At 60.6% G+C, this 16,361-nt stretch carries 16 protein-coding genes; 10 read left to right on the forward strand and 6 right to left on the reverse strand.

Going from position 1 to position 16,361, the window contains the following annotated elements; genetic code table 11:
- The first annotated feature begins 60 nt into the window (after positions 1-60).
- Positions 61-1,731 carry a ShlB/FhaC/HecB family hemolysin secretion/activation protein gene (locus ACZZ0K_RS20630; protein WP_056787743.1) on the forward strand — a complete coding sequence of 557 codons (1,671 nt, stop codon included), beginning with the start codon at positions 61-63 and terminating at the stop codon, positions 1,729-1,731.
- A 519-nt stretch (positions 1,732-2,250) separates the two neighbouring features.
- Entirely contained in the window at positions 2,251-2,613 is a 363-nt protein-coding gene (locus ACZZ0K_RS20635) for a DUF6124 family protein (RefSeq protein WP_016771835.1), read from the forward strand.
- A gap of 844 nt (positions 2,614-3,457) precedes the next feature.
- Here ACZZ0K_RS20635 and ACZZ0K_RS20640 read toward each other — a convergent pair.
- Positions 3,458-3,865: a response regulator gene (locus ACZZ0K_RS20640; RefSeq protein WP_252885269.1), complete on the reverse strand. Its 408-nt coding sequence runs from the start codon at positions 3,863-3,865 to the stop codon at positions 3,458-3,460.
- A gap of 82 nt (positions 3,866-3,947) precedes the next feature.
- Positions 3,948-4,154 (reverse strand): Flp family type IVb pilin, encoded by a 207-nt coding sequence (locus ACZZ0K_RS20645; protein ID WP_122748111.1) that lies wholly within the window; start codon positions 4,152-4,154, stop codon positions 3,948-3,950.
- Between the two features lie 338 nt (positions 4,155-4,492).
- On the opposite strand from ACZZ0K_RS20645, the gene cpaB reads away from it, so the two are divergent.
- From cpaB to ACZZ0K_RS20685, 8 genes are read left to right on the forward strand one after another with little or no spacing between them, the layout of a single operon-like run.
- The gene (cpaB, locus tag ACZZ0K_RS20650) at positions 4,493-5,434 is read left to right on the forward strand and encodes a Flp pilus assembly protein CpaB (RefSeq protein ID WP_252885268.1); all 942 of its coding nucleotides are present in this window, start codon (positions 4,493-4,495) and stop codon (positions 5,432-5,434) included.
- Between the two features lie 20 nt (positions 5,435-5,454).
- The gene (locus ACZZ0K_RS20655; RefSeq protein ID WP_252885267.1) at positions 5,455-6,672 is read left to right on the forward strand and encodes a type II and III secretion system protein family protein; all 1,218 of its coding nucleotides are present in this window, start codon (positions 5,455-5,457) and stop codon (positions 6,670-6,672) included.
- Positions 6,669-7,859: a pilus assembly protein gene (locus ACZZ0K_RS20660; RefSeq protein WP_252885266.1), complete on the forward strand. Its 1,191-nt coding sequence runs from the start codon at positions 6,669-6,671 to the stop codon at positions 7,857-7,859. The genes ACZZ0K_RS20655 and ACZZ0K_RS20660 overlap by 4 nt, the downstream gene beginning before the upstream one ends.
- Positions 7,856-9,124: a CpaF family protein gene (locus tag ACZZ0K_RS20665; protein WP_041480648.1), complete on the forward strand. Its 1,269-nt coding sequence runs from the start codon at positions 7,856-7,858 to the stop codon at positions 9,122-9,124. Before ACZZ0K_RS20660 ends, ACZZ0K_RS20665 begins: the two co-directional genes overlap by 4 nt.
- A 17-nt stretch (positions 9,125-9,141) precedes the next feature.
- Complete coding sequence (locus tag ACZZ0K_RS20670; RefSeq protein ID WP_252885265.1) at positions 9,142-10,026, forward strand: type II secretion system F family protein; 885 nt, start codon at positions 9,142-9,144, stop codon at positions 10,024-10,026.
- Between the two features lies 1 nt (position 10,027).
- Positions 10,028-10,912, forward strand: a complete 885-nt coding sequence (locus ACZZ0K_RS20675) for a type II secretion system F family protein (RefSeq protein ID WP_252885264.1) — start codon at positions 10,028-10,030, stop codon at positions 10,910-10,912.
- 23 nt (positions 10,913-10,935) lie between these two features.
- Positions 10,936-11,658: a tetratricopeptide repeat protein gene (locus ACZZ0K_RS20680; RefSeq protein WP_258707553.1), complete on the forward strand. Its 723-nt coding sequence runs from the start codon at positions 10,936-10,938 to the stop codon at positions 11,656-11,658.
- 9 nt (positions 11,659-11,667) lie between these two features.
- Entirely contained in the window at positions 11,668-11,940 is a 273-nt protein-coding gene (locus tag ACZZ0K_RS20685; protein ID WP_041480652.1) for a DUF3613 domain-containing protein, read from the forward strand.
- Between the two features lie 104 nt (positions 11,941-12,044).
- Here the strand turns inward: ACZZ0K_RS20685 and ACZZ0K_RS20690 are convergent, their stop codons facing one another.
- From ACZZ0K_RS20690 to ACZZ0K_RS20705, 4 genes are all read right to left on the reverse strand, one after another.
- Positions 12,045-12,407 (reverse strand): DUF6124 family protein, encoded by a 363-nt coding sequence (locus ACZZ0K_RS20690; RefSeq protein WP_041480653.1) that lies wholly within the window; start codon positions 12,405-12,407, stop codon positions 12,045-12,047.
- Between the two features lie 886 nt (positions 12,408-13,293).
- A protein-coding gene (locus ACZZ0K_RS20695) for an IS3 family transposase (protein ID WP_463559297.1) occupies positions 13,294-14,812 on the reverse strand; the annotation gives its coding sequence in 2 pieces (ribosomal slippage) (positions 13,294-14,347 and positions 14,346-14,812; 1,521 coding nt in all).
- A 179-nt stretch (positions 14,813-14,991) separates the two neighbouring features.
- Complete coding sequence (locus ACZZ0K_RS20700; RefSeq protein ID WP_374046347.1) at positions 14,992-15,771, reverse strand: response regulator; 780 nt, start codon at positions 15,769-15,771, stop codon at positions 14,992-14,994.
- Positions 15,772-15,877: 106 nt separating this feature from the next.
- On the reverse strand, positions 15,878-16,348 hold the full coding sequence (locus tag ACZZ0K_RS20705; protein ID WP_056787729.1) for an A24 family peptidase: 471 nt from the start codon (positions 16,346-16,348) through the stop codon (positions 15,878-15,880).
- Between the last annotated feature and the right edge of the window lie 13 nt (positions 16,349-16,361).

Raw genomic sequence — 16,361 nt, forward strand, 5'->3', positions numbered from 1 at the left:
TTCCGCCTTTTTTCTACGGAAAAATCTGCCCTGTGCTGTGTTCTGACCATGGAGTGTCCTATGCGCGTACTGGCATCCCTGCTGTGCCTGAGCCTCAGTTCCGCTGCCCTCGCCGACACCTTGCCCAGCTTTCTCAACAGCAACGAAACCATCCGCAACCTGCCCGTTCCCAACCTGCCCGCCGACGCCTATCGCCCGAGCGCGGCGCCGCTGCAAGTGCCGGACCCGGGTGCGACCGCCGCGCAGCCACTGCTGATGGAAACCAAGGTCAACCTGAAGACCGTGCAGATCGAAGGCGGCACGATCTACCCGCTCAACGAACTCGCGGAAATCTACAAGCCCCTGATCGGCCGTCAGGCCAGCCTTGCCGAACTGATCGAAGCCACGCGCAACATCACCCGTCGCTATCAGCAGGACGGCTATCTGTTGTCCTACGCGTTCCTGCCGCAACAGAACTTCGATGACGGCGTGGCCCGCGTGGTGCTGGTCGAGGGCTATGTGCGCGATATCCAGATGCAGGGCGACATCGGTCGGGTCAAAGGCCTGCTCGATAAACTCGCCGCGAAAATCCAGGCCGAACGCCCGCTGACGCGCAAGACCTTCGAGCGCTACACCACGCTGATGAGCCGTATTCCTGGCGTGACCATCCAAGCGCAAGTGCCGCCACCGGGCACCACCGATGGCGCGACCACCCTGGTTGCCCAGGCCAGTCGCAAACCGTTCACCAGCACCCTGAGCACCACCGAAGACAACCGCAACGGCCCGCAGGCGTTGCTCGGTGTCAGCAGCAATTCGCAGACCTCGATGGGCGAACAGTTGAGCCTCAGCGGCCTGTTCCCACCGGGCGACGACAAAGAGCATTACTACCGTCTCGACTACAGCCAATTCCTCGATACCGAAGGCACGCAACTCAACGTCTCGGCCTCGCGTTACCGCGCCGACCCGGACACCGAAGTGCTGGTCGGCGGTGGCGGACGCCTGAGTACCCACCGCGAGAACGATCGCTACTCGATCGGCTTCAGCACGCCCTTGATCGCCTCCGCCAACGAGCTGCTGACGGCCGGCTCACGTCTGTATGCGGTCGATGACAAGACGCGCTACGACGGCATCAACTTTCCCTTCAGCACCGAACTGCGCACCGATGTCCGCGCCCTGGCTTTCGAAGGCGACTGGCGCAAGGCCGACGCCCGCCAACTGCGCATCCTCAGTGCCGGCGTCTACCAGGGCTTCGACAGCCTCGGCGCACACACCAACTACGACGACATCGACCTGGATTTTTTCCGCGTGCGCTTGTCCGGCGTGCAGAGCGACAAGTTCCTCGACAACTGGCAAGGCGTGCTCTCGGCGGCGCTGTACTGGAGCGACGACACCTTGCCCGACAGCGAACGCGCCGTGTTCGGCGGGCAGAACTTCGGCCGTGGCTACCCCGACGACCAGGCCTCGGGCGACAAGGGTTGGGGCGTGGCCTACGAGGTCAACTACAGCTTCAACCGCGACGGCAACTGGGTGCGCATCCTGCAACCCTACGTAGTTGTCGACCGCTCGCGCAGCTGGTTCAACCAACTGCCGGTGCAGGCCAACAACCTGTCATCGACCGCCGTCGGGCTGCGCTTTGGTGATGCCAAGTATTACAACGTGGCGCTGGAAGTGGCGAAGGCGATGTCGGATGAAGCACTGGATACGTTCAATCGCAAGCCTCGGTACAGCATCAGTTTCAGTTATCAGTTGTGATGGTCGAGCGGTGTGTCAGTCAGGATTTTTTGACTGACGCACCGCCTTCGCGAGCAGGCTCGCTCCCACAGATTCGGCGGTGTTCATGGTTGCTGAGTACAACCGCCGTCCCTGTGTGAACGAGCCTGCTCGCGAAAGCGTTCGGCTATTCAACCGATTTATCGCAGCGCTTAAACCAGCCGTTTAAACACACGCCCCGTTACCTCGCAACAGCCCACAAATCCTTGCGCCATTGCCTACGGCTACGCCAGAATCCGCCGGCTTGTGCGCCTGGGGCGCGGGTTCTATCGTTTGCCTGCCACTGCTTATCAGTGGTCGGGTTTAGCAGCTCGCCGATACCACGTTGCACCAGTTCTATCAGTCTGGAATACATTCCTGTGCTTGATGGCGGCTGTGCGCAGGGCGCCCTCGGGCGCGCCGATTTCGTGGCTCATCGGTCTGCTAACCTGCGTCCAGCTGCCACCCTTATCGTTTAGCAGCGAGAGGTTGCGGCCCTTACTCCACAAGGAGACTGAGCCCGTGAAAAAGATAACGCCCGATCCACCCCTTGCCGATCCGACTTTCGCCGACCCGCTCGTCGAAGCGCAAAAACTCAAGGAAGCCGCCGACCGCGCCATCGATTACTACCTCAACCCCCGCCTCATCAAAGACCCCGCCGCACCGCGCAAACCCAGCACCCTGTTCATCGTCGACCCGGCTGCGGACAACGAAACCCTGCTGGTGCATGCCTGCGAATCACTGGCCTCGGCGAGCATCATGGCCAGCGACCTCGCCGGATTTATCGATGGACCACAGCGCAACTCCCTGTTGGGGATACAACAGGTGATCATGCTGGGCGAACTGGCGGTCAACCGCGTACTGGACAGGCTTGTGCCGGAGTGACAAGAGCTAGAGGTTGATTGCGCAGGTGGTGAGTCAGGCAGAGCGTTGTTGGCTGGCCGCCTTCGCTGGCAAGCCAGCTCCCACAGGATTCATGTACATCAGGCAGGAATGGGTTGGCTGGCAGGGCGCTATCGCGAGCAGGCTCACTCCTACAGTTTTGATCGCGGGTGTTCAGTGAGAGACTGGTGGCTGGCAGGGCGCCTTCGCGAGCAGGCTCGCTCCCACAGTTTGAATCGAGTACATCAGTGAGAGACAGGTCGGCTGGCAGGCCGCCTTCGCTGGCAAGCCAGCTCCCACAGGATTGATGTACATCAGGAAGAAAATGGTCGGCTAGCAGGGCGCAATCGCGAGCAGGCTCACTCCTACAGTTTTGATCGTGGGTGTTCAGTGAGAAACAGGTCGGCTGGCAGGGCGCTTTCGCGAGCAGGCTCGCTCCCACAAAAGCAAAAGCAAAAGCAAAGCAGCGCAGCTGCCCGCGGCGAAGCCGCCCCACTCAACAATGAGCGCAAGCTCGAGTGCTCTTGATCTTGATCCACCGGCGACGTCGGAAGGCTGAGCGGAGGGATTGATCCGGGCGTGGGAGCGTAGCGACCGTCTGGCGCAGCCAGACACAGCGGAAGGAGGTGCAGCGAAGCAAACCGGAGCCGCTGCGCCCGGATCAGTCCCGGAGCGAAGGAACCCGAGCCTGCGAGGGCCGAACGCAGGAGCTAGCGTTTTTTGCTTACTTTTTTAGGCGCTTGTAAAAAGTAAGTCGCCGTCAGGCGAAACCGCCAGCCGCAGCACCCGAAGCAACGGATATTCACCCAAAACCCCACCAACACGGTCGGCCCAAAGGCCGCCGAGTTCACCCACCCTGAACCTTAGGCTTGGGAAAAAGATTATCGAGAGTCTCCAACAACCGAACGTGATAAATCGGCTTGCGAAACAGATCCAGCACCTGCAACCGCAACATATCGCTGACATCCTCCATATCCGCATGCCCCGACATCACAATCACCGGCAAATGCGCCCGCGACGTATGCTCACGCAACCGCCTGATCAGCGACATGCCCGACTCCTCGGGCATACGCAGATCAGTAATCACCAAAGCAATATCCGGATGCCGGGTCAACAGATGCAACGCCAACTTCACCGACGTCGCGGTATGACAGACAAACCCCTCCCCCTCCAGCAACTCCGCCAACTCCAGCAACGCGTCTTCTTCATCGTCAACCAGAAGCAACTGTTGGCGGTTAGGCGAAGACGCGTTCATAGGCAATACCTGAATGCTGAAGGATTAATCCAGTGTAGTGCGATATCAGCCAGGTGCAGAGTTCATAAAAATCGAAGGGTGCTTAAGGGGTCGGAGCCGGTGCCGGTGCCGCCGGAAGTGCATTCAAAATGCTGTTGAATATCGCCAGGATCCGATCTCCAATCGGCGTAATGAACGCCACGACCACCACAGCCACCATCGCCACCACAATCGCATACTCGATCGCCGAAGCACCCTCTTCACTGCGGGCAAACGCGCGAGCCTTGGCGATCACATAATCAAAAGTCATACGAAACATAGGTCCACTCCTTCGCGCCTCTGGCGCCGACATCACCACCGCGGCAAGGTTCCACCGTGCCACCTGAGCATTGTCAACAAACCCCCGCCCAACAACTGTAAGAACGCATTAATCACAAAGCATTAATCCCAACGTGTCTCGGCCATTTCCGGCTGTTAACCGGCCAGACTCACACTTTGGTACGGTTATTTTGCCTGTCACTAATGGCGCTTTTGCTTGGATCAGCTAGCTTGGAAATAGCGAAATAGTTGCATGTTCATAGCTGCCGAATCAGTACGCCTTTCACAAGCAAATGCAGTCGGTTGTGCAGCAGGAAAGGGAGAGCCGTCATGAACAGTCGCGTCACCATGGGCCTAGCCGCGTTGCTGTTGCTCGGCGCGGTTTTTGTCGGTTACTGGGGGCTGGTGCTCAGTCGTCAGCCAGCCCCGGTCGCCGAGGCGCCCGTCGCCCCAGCGGTCAGCATTGAACAGACTGTCGCGATTGCCGAAGACCAGACCCGCCAACCGGTGGTGGTGCTGCTCCACGATGTGCCGCCGTTCACGCCGTTGACCGCCGCCGATGTGACCGTGGAAAAACTGCGCAGCGCACCGGCGGGCAGCCTGACCAGCATCGAACAAGCAGTCGGCCGCACGCCTTGGCGCCACCTCAGCGCTGGCACCTGGCTGAATGACGAAAGCTTCCAGGCCGGCGGCGCGCTGGCGCGGATGATTCGCCGCGACGAGCGCGCGCTCACCGTGGCCGTCGATGAAGTGATCGGTGGCGCCGGGCAATTGCTGCCAGGCGATTACGTCGATGTGCTGCTGTATCTGCGCGAGGACGCGAGCAATCTGCAGCAGTCGGCGCAGATCGCCGTTCCGGCCCTGCGCGTGCTCGGGGTCGGCGATCAGTACGGCCTGACCAACGACGGCCAACCGGCGACGCCCAGCCTCAGCGCCGAAGAAAAACTCAAACAGGACCAACGCCGCATCGCCGCGCGGACTGCGGTGCTGGCGGTGCCGGAACAACTGCTCAGCCGCCTGATGCTCGCCACTCAAGTCGGCACCTTGCGTCTCGCGGTGCGCAGCAGCGAAGAACAGCGGCTGGCCAAATATTGGGCCGGCGAAGCGCAATCGCCCGCGCACCTGGATCGCGCCAACAGTCAGCTTTTCCAGTTCACCCAACTCGCCCTGGGCAGCGCCCAACGAGCACCTGCCACCGCCAGTGCCGGCGCGGTGCCCAGGCCTGCGGTGGAAATCATTCGCGGCAACCAGATCAGCCAACAAACCCCATGACTGCGCAAGGATTCACGTGCATGCAGAGTCGACTCAGACCGACATTGAAACCGGCGCTCCGGGCCTTGCTGTTGTTGGGATTGACGATGGACAGCGCCGTCGCGGCGGTCGGCAACTGCTCGGCACTGCCGCGCCTGCCCTCGGTGATCGAGATCGGTGAAGGCTTCCAGCAGGATATGCAGTCACCGGTGGCAATCACTCGGCTGGCAGTGGGCGATCCGAAAATTGCCGACGTGCATGCCAATGGCGGTTCGTCCTTTCTGCTCACGGGCGTCGGCCCCGGCGCGACCAGCCTGATGGTCTGGACGGCCTGCTCGGCGCAGCCGCAGCAAGCCATGGTCTTCGTCCAGGGCGCGGCGACCACGGCGCTGACCAGCAGCGTGCCGTCGGACGATCCGACCCTGCCGTCGCAAGTGCAGACCGACATCCGCTTCGTCGAAGTCAGCCGCACCAAACTCAAGGAAGCCACGGCGTCGCTGATCGGCACGCGCGGCAATTTCCTGTTCGGTTCGCCCGGCACGCTGCCACCGATCGACGGCGTGCCGCAGCCGCGCTTGCCGGTGGATAACTCGCTGTTCAATTTCTCCTGGGTCGGCGGCAAGACCATGGCGATCATCAACGCCCTGGAAACCAGCGGCTTCGCCTACACCCTGGCGCGGCCGAGTCTGGTGGTGTTGAACGGGCAGAGTGCGAGCTTCCTGGCCGGCGGAGAAATCCCGATTCCAGTGCCCAGTTCCGGCAGCGACAGCGTGTCGATTGAGTACAAGGAATTCGGCATCCGCCTGACCCTGACGCCAACCATCATCGGCCGCGACCGCATCGCCTTGAAAGTCGCCCCGGAGGTCAGCGAACTGGATTTCGCCAACGCGGTGAACATCGCCGGCACCACCGTTCCGGCGCTGACCATCCGCCGCACCGACACCAGCGTGTCGCTGGGTGATGGCGAAAGTTTCGTCATCAGCGGTTTGATCAGCACCACCAACAGCTCGCAAGTGAACAAGTTTCCAGGCCTGGGCGACATTCCCATCCTCGGGGCGTTTTTCAAGGGTTCGCAAATCAAACGCGAAGAGCGCGAACTGCTGATGATCGTCACCCCGCACCTGGTCCAGCCATTGGCGGCGGACGCGCGTTTGCCGTCGTTGCCGGGAGAGAAGCTGCGCAATTACGACCCGAATTTCTATCGCATGTTCTTCCTCGAGAACGGTAACTTCGACAAGCGCAGCGGGTTATCGCAATGAGCCAGAATCTCAGTCAGACCTTCCTCGCCATCACCCGCAACAGCACCGATCTGGAATGGCTGCAAAGCGCACTCGCGCCACTGGGCCAGGTGGTCAGCGCCGGTGCCGGCAGCCTCGACGAACTGCTCGCACTGGTCGATGTGACGTTCGCCAATCTGGTCTTCGTCGGTCTCGATCGCGAGCATGTCGTGGCGCAAAGTGCGCTGATCGAAGGTGCGCTGGAAGCCAAGCCGATGCTGGCAATCGTCGCCCTCGGCGACGGCATGGACAATCAACTGGTGCTCAATGCGATGCGCGCCGGCGCGCGGGATTTCGTCGCCTATGGCTCACGTTCAAGCGAAGTCGCCGGGCTGGTGCGGCGCTTGGGCAAACGCCTGCCCGCCGTCACTCCCAACACGCAGCTGGGCGGGCTTACCGTGATGTACGGCGTGCAGAGCAGTTCCGACGGTGCCTTGCTCGCCAATCACATGGCCATGGTGGTGCAGAAGAGCGGCCAGCAAACCTTGCTGCTCGACCTTGGCCTGCCCCGTGGCGACAGCCTCGCGCTGTTAGGGCTGGAGAGCTCATTTCACTTCGGCGACGCCCTGCGCCATCTGCGCCGGCTCGACGCTACGCTGATCGACAGCGCATTCACCAGCGCCGACCACGGCCTGCGCATTCTTGCCTACGCCAACACTGACGAACCGCTGGAAACCACCAGCGCCGCCGAGCTGTACATGCTCCTCAGCGCCCTGCGCCAGCACTTCCAGCACATTGTCGTGAACCTCACCGGGCAGGCCGACAGTGAGGCATTGCGCACCTTCGTCAGCCATTGCGACAAACTGCTGTGGTACACCGACCAGAACATACTCAACTGCCGACGCAACCTCGCCGTGCTCAACCAGTGGCGCGAGAAAGGCATGAAACTCGAGCATGGGCGCTTGCTGATCGATCGCTACCTGAGCAACGTCGCGCCGGATGCCGAGACCTTGGGCAAGACCTTCAATCTGGAAGTCATCGCCGTGCTGGCGTTCAGTCCCGACGTGCGCCTGAACGCGAAAAACCAGGGCGTCAGCCTGTTCGAACTGGCGCCCAGGGAGAAACTCACCCAGAGCCTGCGCACCCTCGGCGAGCGCTTGGCGAAACGCTCCGAAGGCCTGAGCAAACCGAAAGTCACCTGGTTCGACCGTCTGCGAGGCCACTCATGAGCGCAGAAAAACTCTTTGGCGCAACGTCGCACGGAGCGATCGGCAACAGCGATCACGAAGGCCTGAAACTGGTCCTGCACCGCTACATCATCGACGCCATCGAGGAGTCGGGGAAAAACCTGCTGGAAGGTTCGCGCCAGCAACTGGCGCAGTTCGTCACCGACAAGGTCGCCGAATACATCGCGCGTTTGCACTTGGCGATCTCGCGCTACGAAATGGAGCGCCTCGGCGAAGAAATCGTCGACGAACTCACCGGATTCGGCCCACTGGAAGTCCTGCTGCGCGACCCGTCGGTGACGGAAATTCTGGTCAACGGCCCGCACCGGGTGTTCATCGAGCGCGACGGCGTATTGCATCAAAGCGATCTGCGTTTTATCGATGCGCATCACGTCGAGCGGGTCATGCAACGCATCCTTGCGCCGCTCGGGCGCCGCCTCGATGAGTCCTCGCCGATGGTCGATGCGCGCCTGCCGGACGGCAGCCGGGTCAACGCGATCATCCCGCCGATTGCCCTCGACGGCCCGTGCCTGTCGATCCGCAAGTTCCGCAAGGACATGCTCAAGAGCACCGACCTGATGGCGATGCAGACCATCGATCTGGCGATTTTCGAATTCCTGCAGAACGCCGTGGGCAAGCGCTGCAACATCCTGATCAGCGGCGGCACCGGCACCGGCAAGACCACGCTGCTGAACATCCTCAGCCAGTTGATCAACCCGCACGAACGGCTGGTGACCATCGAAGACGTCGCCGAACTGCAACTCGGCCATCCGCATGTGGTGCGTCTGGAAACCCGTCCGCCCAACGCTGAGGGGCATGGCGAGGTCAAGGCCAGCGACCTGATTCGCAACGCCCTGCGCATGCGTCCTGACCGGATCATCCTCGGCGAGATCCGAGGCGTCGAAGTGGTCGACGTGCTCACCGCGATGAACACCGGTCACGACGGTTCGATGAGCACCGTGCACGCCAACAACGCCCAGGACGCGTTGCTGCGCCTGGAGACTCTGGTCGGCCTGACCGGACGCTCGATTGCCGAACGCACCTTGCGTCAGATGATCTGCGCCGCCCTCGACGTGATCATTCAACTGACACGCATGCCCGATGGCCGGCGCTGCGTCAGTGAAGTGGTAGAAGTGGTCGGCATTCGCGAGGACGTCTACGTCACCAACACCCTGTTCCGCCTCGACCGCCGCACGGGGTTCGGCTTTGTCCGCGAAGCGGTCAACCCGGCCGGCGACAAGCTGCGCCACGACGCTCACCTGGGCTGACGGCGAGGAGCACGCAGATGCTGGGACCGATCATTCTCATCGCCATTTGCCTGATGCTGCTGGGGCTGTCGATCTATCTGTTCCTGCAAGGGCTGCGCAAGACCGCGAAGGAAAAAGTCCTCAATCGACTCGCCGCCGGACAACCGCAGCTGGCCGTCGAGCAGACCAGGTGGGTGGGACTGGAACGGATGTTTTTACGTGCTGGACTGGGTCGGCCGAGCGAGCGTTTCGGCCTGTGGCTGAGCCTGTGGGCGGCGGCCATGGGCCTGGGATTTCTGCTCGGGAGCTGGGTTGGTTTGCTGATCATGTTGCTCGTCCCGCCCGTGGCGTTGCGGTTGTACATCGCCATTCGCTACCGGCAACGGATCCGTCGCATGATCGAACAACTGCCGCAACTGCTTGACCACACCGTGCGCAGCCTCAAGTCCGGGCGCACCCTCAGCGATGCAGTCCTGGGCGCCATCGAAGCCAGTGAAGCCCCTTTGAAAGCGGCCATGGGCCGGGTACAGCGCAACGTGCAACTGGGGGTGAACTTGCCTGACGCCGTCAGCGATTTTGCCGAACTCTACGAGCAGGACGAACTGCGTATGTTCGCCCTCGGCCTGAAGGTCAACCACCGCTACGGCGGCAACGCCAGTGAGCTGCTGGAGAACCTGATCAAACTGATCCGCGAGCGCGACCAGGGCGCGCGGCAGTTGCGCGCGCTGACCGGGGAAACTCGCATGACTGCTTGGGTTTTGGGTTTGCTGCCGCTGATTCTGGTGAGCTATTTCATGCTGACCAACCCCGGCTACATGCTCGGCATGTGGCACGACGAAAGCGGCCAGACCATGCTGCTCAGCGCCGCCGTGTTGCAGGTGTTGGGCAGTCTGGCGCTGTGGCGCATGTTGCGGAGCGTTTGAGATGGTCTGGCTCGCGGCGTTGCTGTTGCTCCTCGGTTCGCTGTTATTGCTGGGCAATCACCTGCTCACCGAGCGCCGCCGCGTGCGACAGGTGCATCAGCGCTTGCACGGTCAATTGGTCCGGGAGAACCGTTTCGGCCACTGGCTGCGCGCGCTGGGCAACAGCCGTTTCGGCCGGGGCTCGGTGAGCATCGACAGCGAAACCCAGACCCTGCTCTGCCGGCTCGGCTGGCGCCGCGCCAACGAACGCGCGCTCTTCGCCGCCTGCCAGATCGGCACGCCGCTGCTCGCTCTGGGGCTGGCGATCTTTTTGCAGGAAGTGTTTTTCCCGCAGACCAGTCACCGCTGGATGGCGCCGATGTTCGCTGCGGGCGGCGGCTATCTACTGCCCAAACGCCTGCTCGCCTACGCCGCCGCCCGCCGACAGAAAACCATCGCAGTGGAAATTTCCACGTTCATACCGCTGCTGCGCATCCTCTTCGAATCCGGCATGGCCGTGGAACAAGCGCTGCGCGTGCTCAGCGTCGAAGCGCAGAAACTGCTGCCGGAGCTGACCAGCGAACTGCGCCTGATCCTCAGCCGCGTCGACTCGGGTCTGGAGCTGGGGCAGGAGCTGAACAAGACGGCGGTGATGCTCGCGGTGGACGAATTCACCGACACCTGCGTGATCCTCCAGCAACTGATCCACCAGGGCGGCGGCGCGATGAAATCACTGCTGGCGCTCAAGCAATTACTCGATGACCGACGCCTGACCCGGCTGCAGGAATACATCTCGAAAATGTCCGCGAAGATGTCGGTGGTCATGATGCTGTTTCTGTTTCCGGCCCTGCTCATCGTACTGGCCGGCCCGGGCTTCACCGCCATTGCCCGCGCCTTCGCAAACTGACCTTGGCTCATGGAGAGCGTTTGATGAAAGTACTGATAGTCATGGCAAGTCTGTTGCTGATCAGCGGCTGCGCCACGGACGGCCAGGCGCCGTGGACCTCGCTGCTGTCGCCGTCCAGCTGCAGCAAACTGACCTCGGAGCAGGAACTGTCGCTGAACCTCGCCGATGACCTGGCCAGCGACGGCAAGCTCCACGCCAGCCTCGCCAACCTGCAAAGCCTGCCGGACAACCTCAGCGAAGTGCGCCTGCGCAAAGCCAAGGTTTATCGCCTGCTCGGCCGCAGCGAAGCCGAGCCGCTCTACCGCAGCCTGCTCGGCGGCTGCCTCACCGCCCAGGCCGAACACGGCCTCGGCCAGGTCTACGCCGCCCGTGGCGACAACGGCCAGGCCCAGGCCCACCTGCAACGCGCCGCGCGCCTGGCGCCCACCGACGAAAAAATCCGCAATGATCTCGGCGTGGTCTACCTCAACCAACTGCGCCTCAACGAAGCGAAATTCGAATTCCTCACCGCCATCGAACTGAGCCAGAACAATCAACTGGCGACGCTGAACATGGTCACCCTGCTGCTCTACCAGAACGACTGGCCGCAAGCCGCGGAAATCGTCAGCCGCTCGAAACTGACCCCGGAGCAATTCACCGAAGCGCAGCAACGCGCAGAAAAACTCAAAGCCCCGACCAACACCAAAGCCGCCCCCGGCGACCGCGTCGCCGCCTTCATCGACCCGTTACCGCCGACGCTCGAATAGGAGACAGCCATGACCATCCGCAAAGGCCTGTGCTACCTGACCCTGCTCACCCTGCCCCTCAGCGCCCAAGCCATCGACGCCGGCCCTGCTTCTGCGCAGCAGCAGGAAACCGAAGGCTGGCTGGTCCTGCAAAGCCGCAACAAAGCCGCCTCCCCCAAACCCCAAAGCGCCACCGCCACCGAACGCGAACTGGCGATGCAGCGCTGGCTGAAGAAATACCAGTACGAGATTCCGGACTTTTACGATCCGGATGCGGGCGGGAAGATCGAGAGCAAGAATTAGTCTGGTGGTGTGCTTGAAGGCCCTTCGCGAGCAAGCTCGCTCCCACAGTCGACCGCGTGCTTTCGGTGGGAGCGAGCCTGCTCGCGAAGAACGATAACGCGGTTTCAACGCTGCGGATCAACCCGATCCAGCGCCCGATTCACGGCTAGCTCGGCCAGCATGACAATCTGCTGAATCGCCAAAGCCGTGCTGCGCTGAAACCCGCTCAACTCGCCAGCGAAATTACTCGCCATCGCACTCGCTGACGCCAGCGACTCACAGGCATGCGCCAACAAGCTTTCGGTATCGACATTGGGCACCACCATGAACAGCGTGCTGGGCGGGTGCGGTTTTGCGGGTTCGGGGCAGAGATAGAAATCGAGCGCGCGTTTTATCGCTTCGCGGTTTTTCACAAGATCGTCGGCGCGCATGGCGTCTTCGAGCGGGGTGGTGGGGGATGGGGGTGGGTCTGGGATCAGTTTGTCCATTAAAACGGCTCTCCAAAATCTGCGGTGCGACCCAATGCCATTCTCACGGGGCAAAAGGTGGCAACTGTATGCGGGGTGAGAATACCGGTTATGGACACCCGGCCAGACCGAAGTCTGCCCGCACACAGCCGCCATGACACATTGCAGACAGCGGACAAGCTGGCGGCGATTATGCGTGCACAGATACTGGATGACCATAAGTAGCAGGGTTCTCACACCCGATCGCCGAAGGTTCGACGACAGCCAGAGACTAGTGACCCGACGTCCGACGGACAACCTGAAAACCTTGTGGGAAGGTTCTGGTTATCTCGCATCAGATTTAAACGACTTCGAGTTATCGGCGGACCGGCCGGCCTCATCGCGAGCAGGCTCACTCCTACAGAACAGCAAAAGCAAAAGCAAAAGCAAAAGCAAAAGCAAAAGCAAAAGCAAAAGCAAAAGCAAAAGCAAAGATCGCAGCCTTCGGCAGCTCCTACAGTTGGATCGCGTACCAATTAAGAACAGGTCGGCTGTCAGGCCGCCTTCGCGAGCAGGCTCGCTCCCACAGAAAGCAAAAGCAGCACAGCTGCCCGCGGCGAAGCCGCACCACTCAACAATGAGCGCAAGCTCGAGTAGCTTTTGATCTTGATCTGGGAGCCCGTCGGCAGGCTGAGTGGAGGGATTGATCCGGGCGTGGGAGCGCAGCGACCGTACGACGCAGTCGTACACAGCGGAAGGAGGTGCAGCGAAGCAAACCGGAGCCGCTGCGCCAGGATCGATCCCGGAGCGAAGGAACCCCGAGCCCCAGCGAGCGGGCCGAACGTCAGGGCGAAGACCTTTTGGTTACTTTTGGGGCGTTCGGTGCGTGTCAACGTATCTGTCGCTTCACGGCTGTTTTAGGAGTCTATTACGCCCTTGTTTCAGGGCGCTCTGGATTCAGGTAAACAGCGTTTGCGAGTTTCCAATTACGTACTTCGCCGCTCCAACGGCTGGGGTTAGTTGCTTTGGCTGCCTTGTAAAGATTCTCCCGTGCCTGCAGTAACGCAGGTGCCTTGCCTTCGTGACGCTCATTGGGCGTCACGTATTTCAAGGCGCTATGACGATGCTCGTCGTTGTACCACTCAACGAATTTCTGCACCCAGAGTCGTGCTTCCGTGAGGTTGTCGAAGGGCCGCTCGGGCCACAGCGGGCAATACTTAGCCGTACGAAAAAGCGCTTCGGCATAGGCGTTGTCATTGCTTACTCGGGGTCGGCTGAACGACGGTTCGACGCCCAATGCAATCATGCTTTCTCGAAGAAGCGAGCCTCTCATTACGTGACCGTTGTCCGAGTGCAGTACCAGCGGACGACCCGCCGTACGCTCTCGTAAGCATCCTTTTTCAAGCAGTACGCATGCATGTTCTGCGCGTTCGGATTCGTGTACTTCGTTGGTCACTAATTTGCGGCTATAGATGTCTTTGACCATGTACCAGTAGTAAAAGCGACCTTTAACGGTGGTGGGTAACCACGTGATATCCCAACACCAAACTCGATTTGGGGCATCAGCACAATGTGTGGTCAAAGCTCGGCGCTTCGGAGCTTTGGCTCGGCCTCGACGGCTATTCTGATTTGCCTCTTTCAGCACCCGATAGAATGTTGATTCCGATGCCAGATAGATACCTTCGTCAGCTAACTTCGGGACAATCTGGTGCGGTGTCAGACTCGCGTAGCCAGGTTGATTAGCAGCATCCAAAACAGCCTGACGCTCTGCGACGCTGAGTTTGTTGGACGGTGCTTCGCGCTTGATGATCTGGCGCTTGTCGGCTTCGCAGTGTCGCCAACGCTGAACCGTCCGCAAACACAGCCCGATCTCTTTGCATGCACGAAACCGACGTGCACCACTTGCCACTGCCTCAGCGATCAGGCCCAAAGCCTGCACACGATCAGGGGCGCTGATCAGCCTTCCTTGTCCTTGCCCCAGATCGCATTGGCTTTTTTCTGAGTTCCAGTAAAGCGACCGCCTCCTTGCAATCAGCATCGGATCGAAGCAGTTGTCGCTCCAGCTCCTTTATCCGTATTTGCTCGGTGGTCGGTTTTTTGTTGGGCTGAGGCTCCATCGCAGTGTTGGCATTCTGGCAAGCTTGGCGCCATTGCTGAATCTGCTCAGGATAAATGCCCTTGATTCGGCAATATTGTGAAAGCTCTACCTCGCTCAACGGCGCGGTTTCCAGAACGGCGTTGAATTTGTCGGCGCTGGACCACTGATTGCTGGTTTTATTATTCCCAGGAACAATCAATCCTTTATCTCTAGCCATTTGCCTCCAGTTTCGCAGTGACTGTGGGGTGACGCCGATTGCAACGGCGAGCTCTGCTACGGAACGGTTTAAGGGCGGCATCATTTGAAGAACAGCCCAGTCTCTGAAGTCATCGTCATAACGCTTCGGCATTGCTAGACACCTTCGCCCCCATGAATGGTTGAGTCAATCAACAGAGGTGACAGGTAGGCTGACACGGGGGGCGTTTGCCAAAAGTGACCCGCCGTAAGGGCGGAACCGTAATCAGCGACACCAAAAAACGGATATTCACCCCAACCACCCAAAGCATGGTCGGCCCAAAGGCCGCCAAGTCAATGCGCAGTAACCCGCTGCCGCCCAGCAGATCCAACGGGCGAAAGGGCCAAAGCCAACTGCGTCCGATTATGCATATGCGTCAACCGCAACACCTGCGACACATACAGCTTCACCGTGTTCTCGGTAATCCCCAACTCACAGGCAATCTGATAATTGGTCTGCCCCTTGCCCACCAACCGCGCCACATCCAACTGCCGGGGCGACAACTGACTGAACACCGCCGGCATCTCGGCAGGCTCAGGCTCACCATCGGCCAGCACCGGCGCGGGCGAGCGCCGCACCTTGTCCAGATCCTGATAAAGGTCATCGATCGACTCGGACAAGAACTGCAACTTCTGATTCAGATGACCCAGATGCAGATTCTTCTGCCGTTCCTGCAAAGCCAGCTCCTGACGCTGCACCCCCTCGAGCAACTCAGCCAGATCAATCGGCTTCTGATAGTAATCGGCAATCCCCGCACGCAACGCCTTGATCACATCCTGCTTGTCAGCGCGCCCGGTGAGCATGATCGCCTCGAACACCCGCTGCTTGCCGGCCAGCCGCTGCAAAGCCTGGATCAACTCGATGCCGTCCATGTCCGGCATGTGCAAATCACTCAGCACCAGACCGATGTCCGGGTCCGCCCTGAACAGCTCGATGGCTTCAAGGCTTGAGTCGCACGGCACGCAACGGTAGCCACTGCTCTCGAGAAACTCACAGAGTTCTTCGACGATCAGCGGCTGATCATCGACCACGAGGATTTTTACCGAATTAGGCTTGTTCACGAACCACTCCATTTGCTCGGCCAACGCTGACGATTCCTGCACTTTGGTGGCGTATTCGCCTGAATTGAAAGTAGACCCACTTTCCGACTATGTACATAGGACTAGTGGCACCCCGCGATCAGGTGATCCAGTACAGCGAAAGCACTACCCCTACCCACACGAACGGCGCAAATGGCAGCTTTTTTGACTTGTCCGGGGCCAGATGACGCAGATGCGCTCTAAGCCCTTGAGCCATATGAGGCCAGACTTTTGGCGCGAGCAGCAGCCACAGCACGCTGGCCAGGCCAGCGCCGATAAACGCGCCAAGAACGAATATGCCGTTCGTCGCAAGACCCAGGGCTGTCATTAATTTCACATCACCAGCGCCCATGCGGCCCATGAAATAACCGGGCAGCGTCAGCAGCAAAGCGATCAGGCAGGCCCAGCCGCCCTGCCCCGCGTCGGCACCCAGCCAGGTGCTGCCGGTCGCCAGCAACCAGACCAGCGCCAGCGCGCCCACGCCTAACGTCAATGCGTTGGAAATTCGCCGCTGCCGGGCATCTTGCGCGGCGCAGATCGCCAGCCAGATCAGAACAAGGGAAATCTGCATGCGCTGAAAGCCG

The sequence above is a fragment of the Pseudomonas sp. AC255 genome (assembly GCF_979258175.1).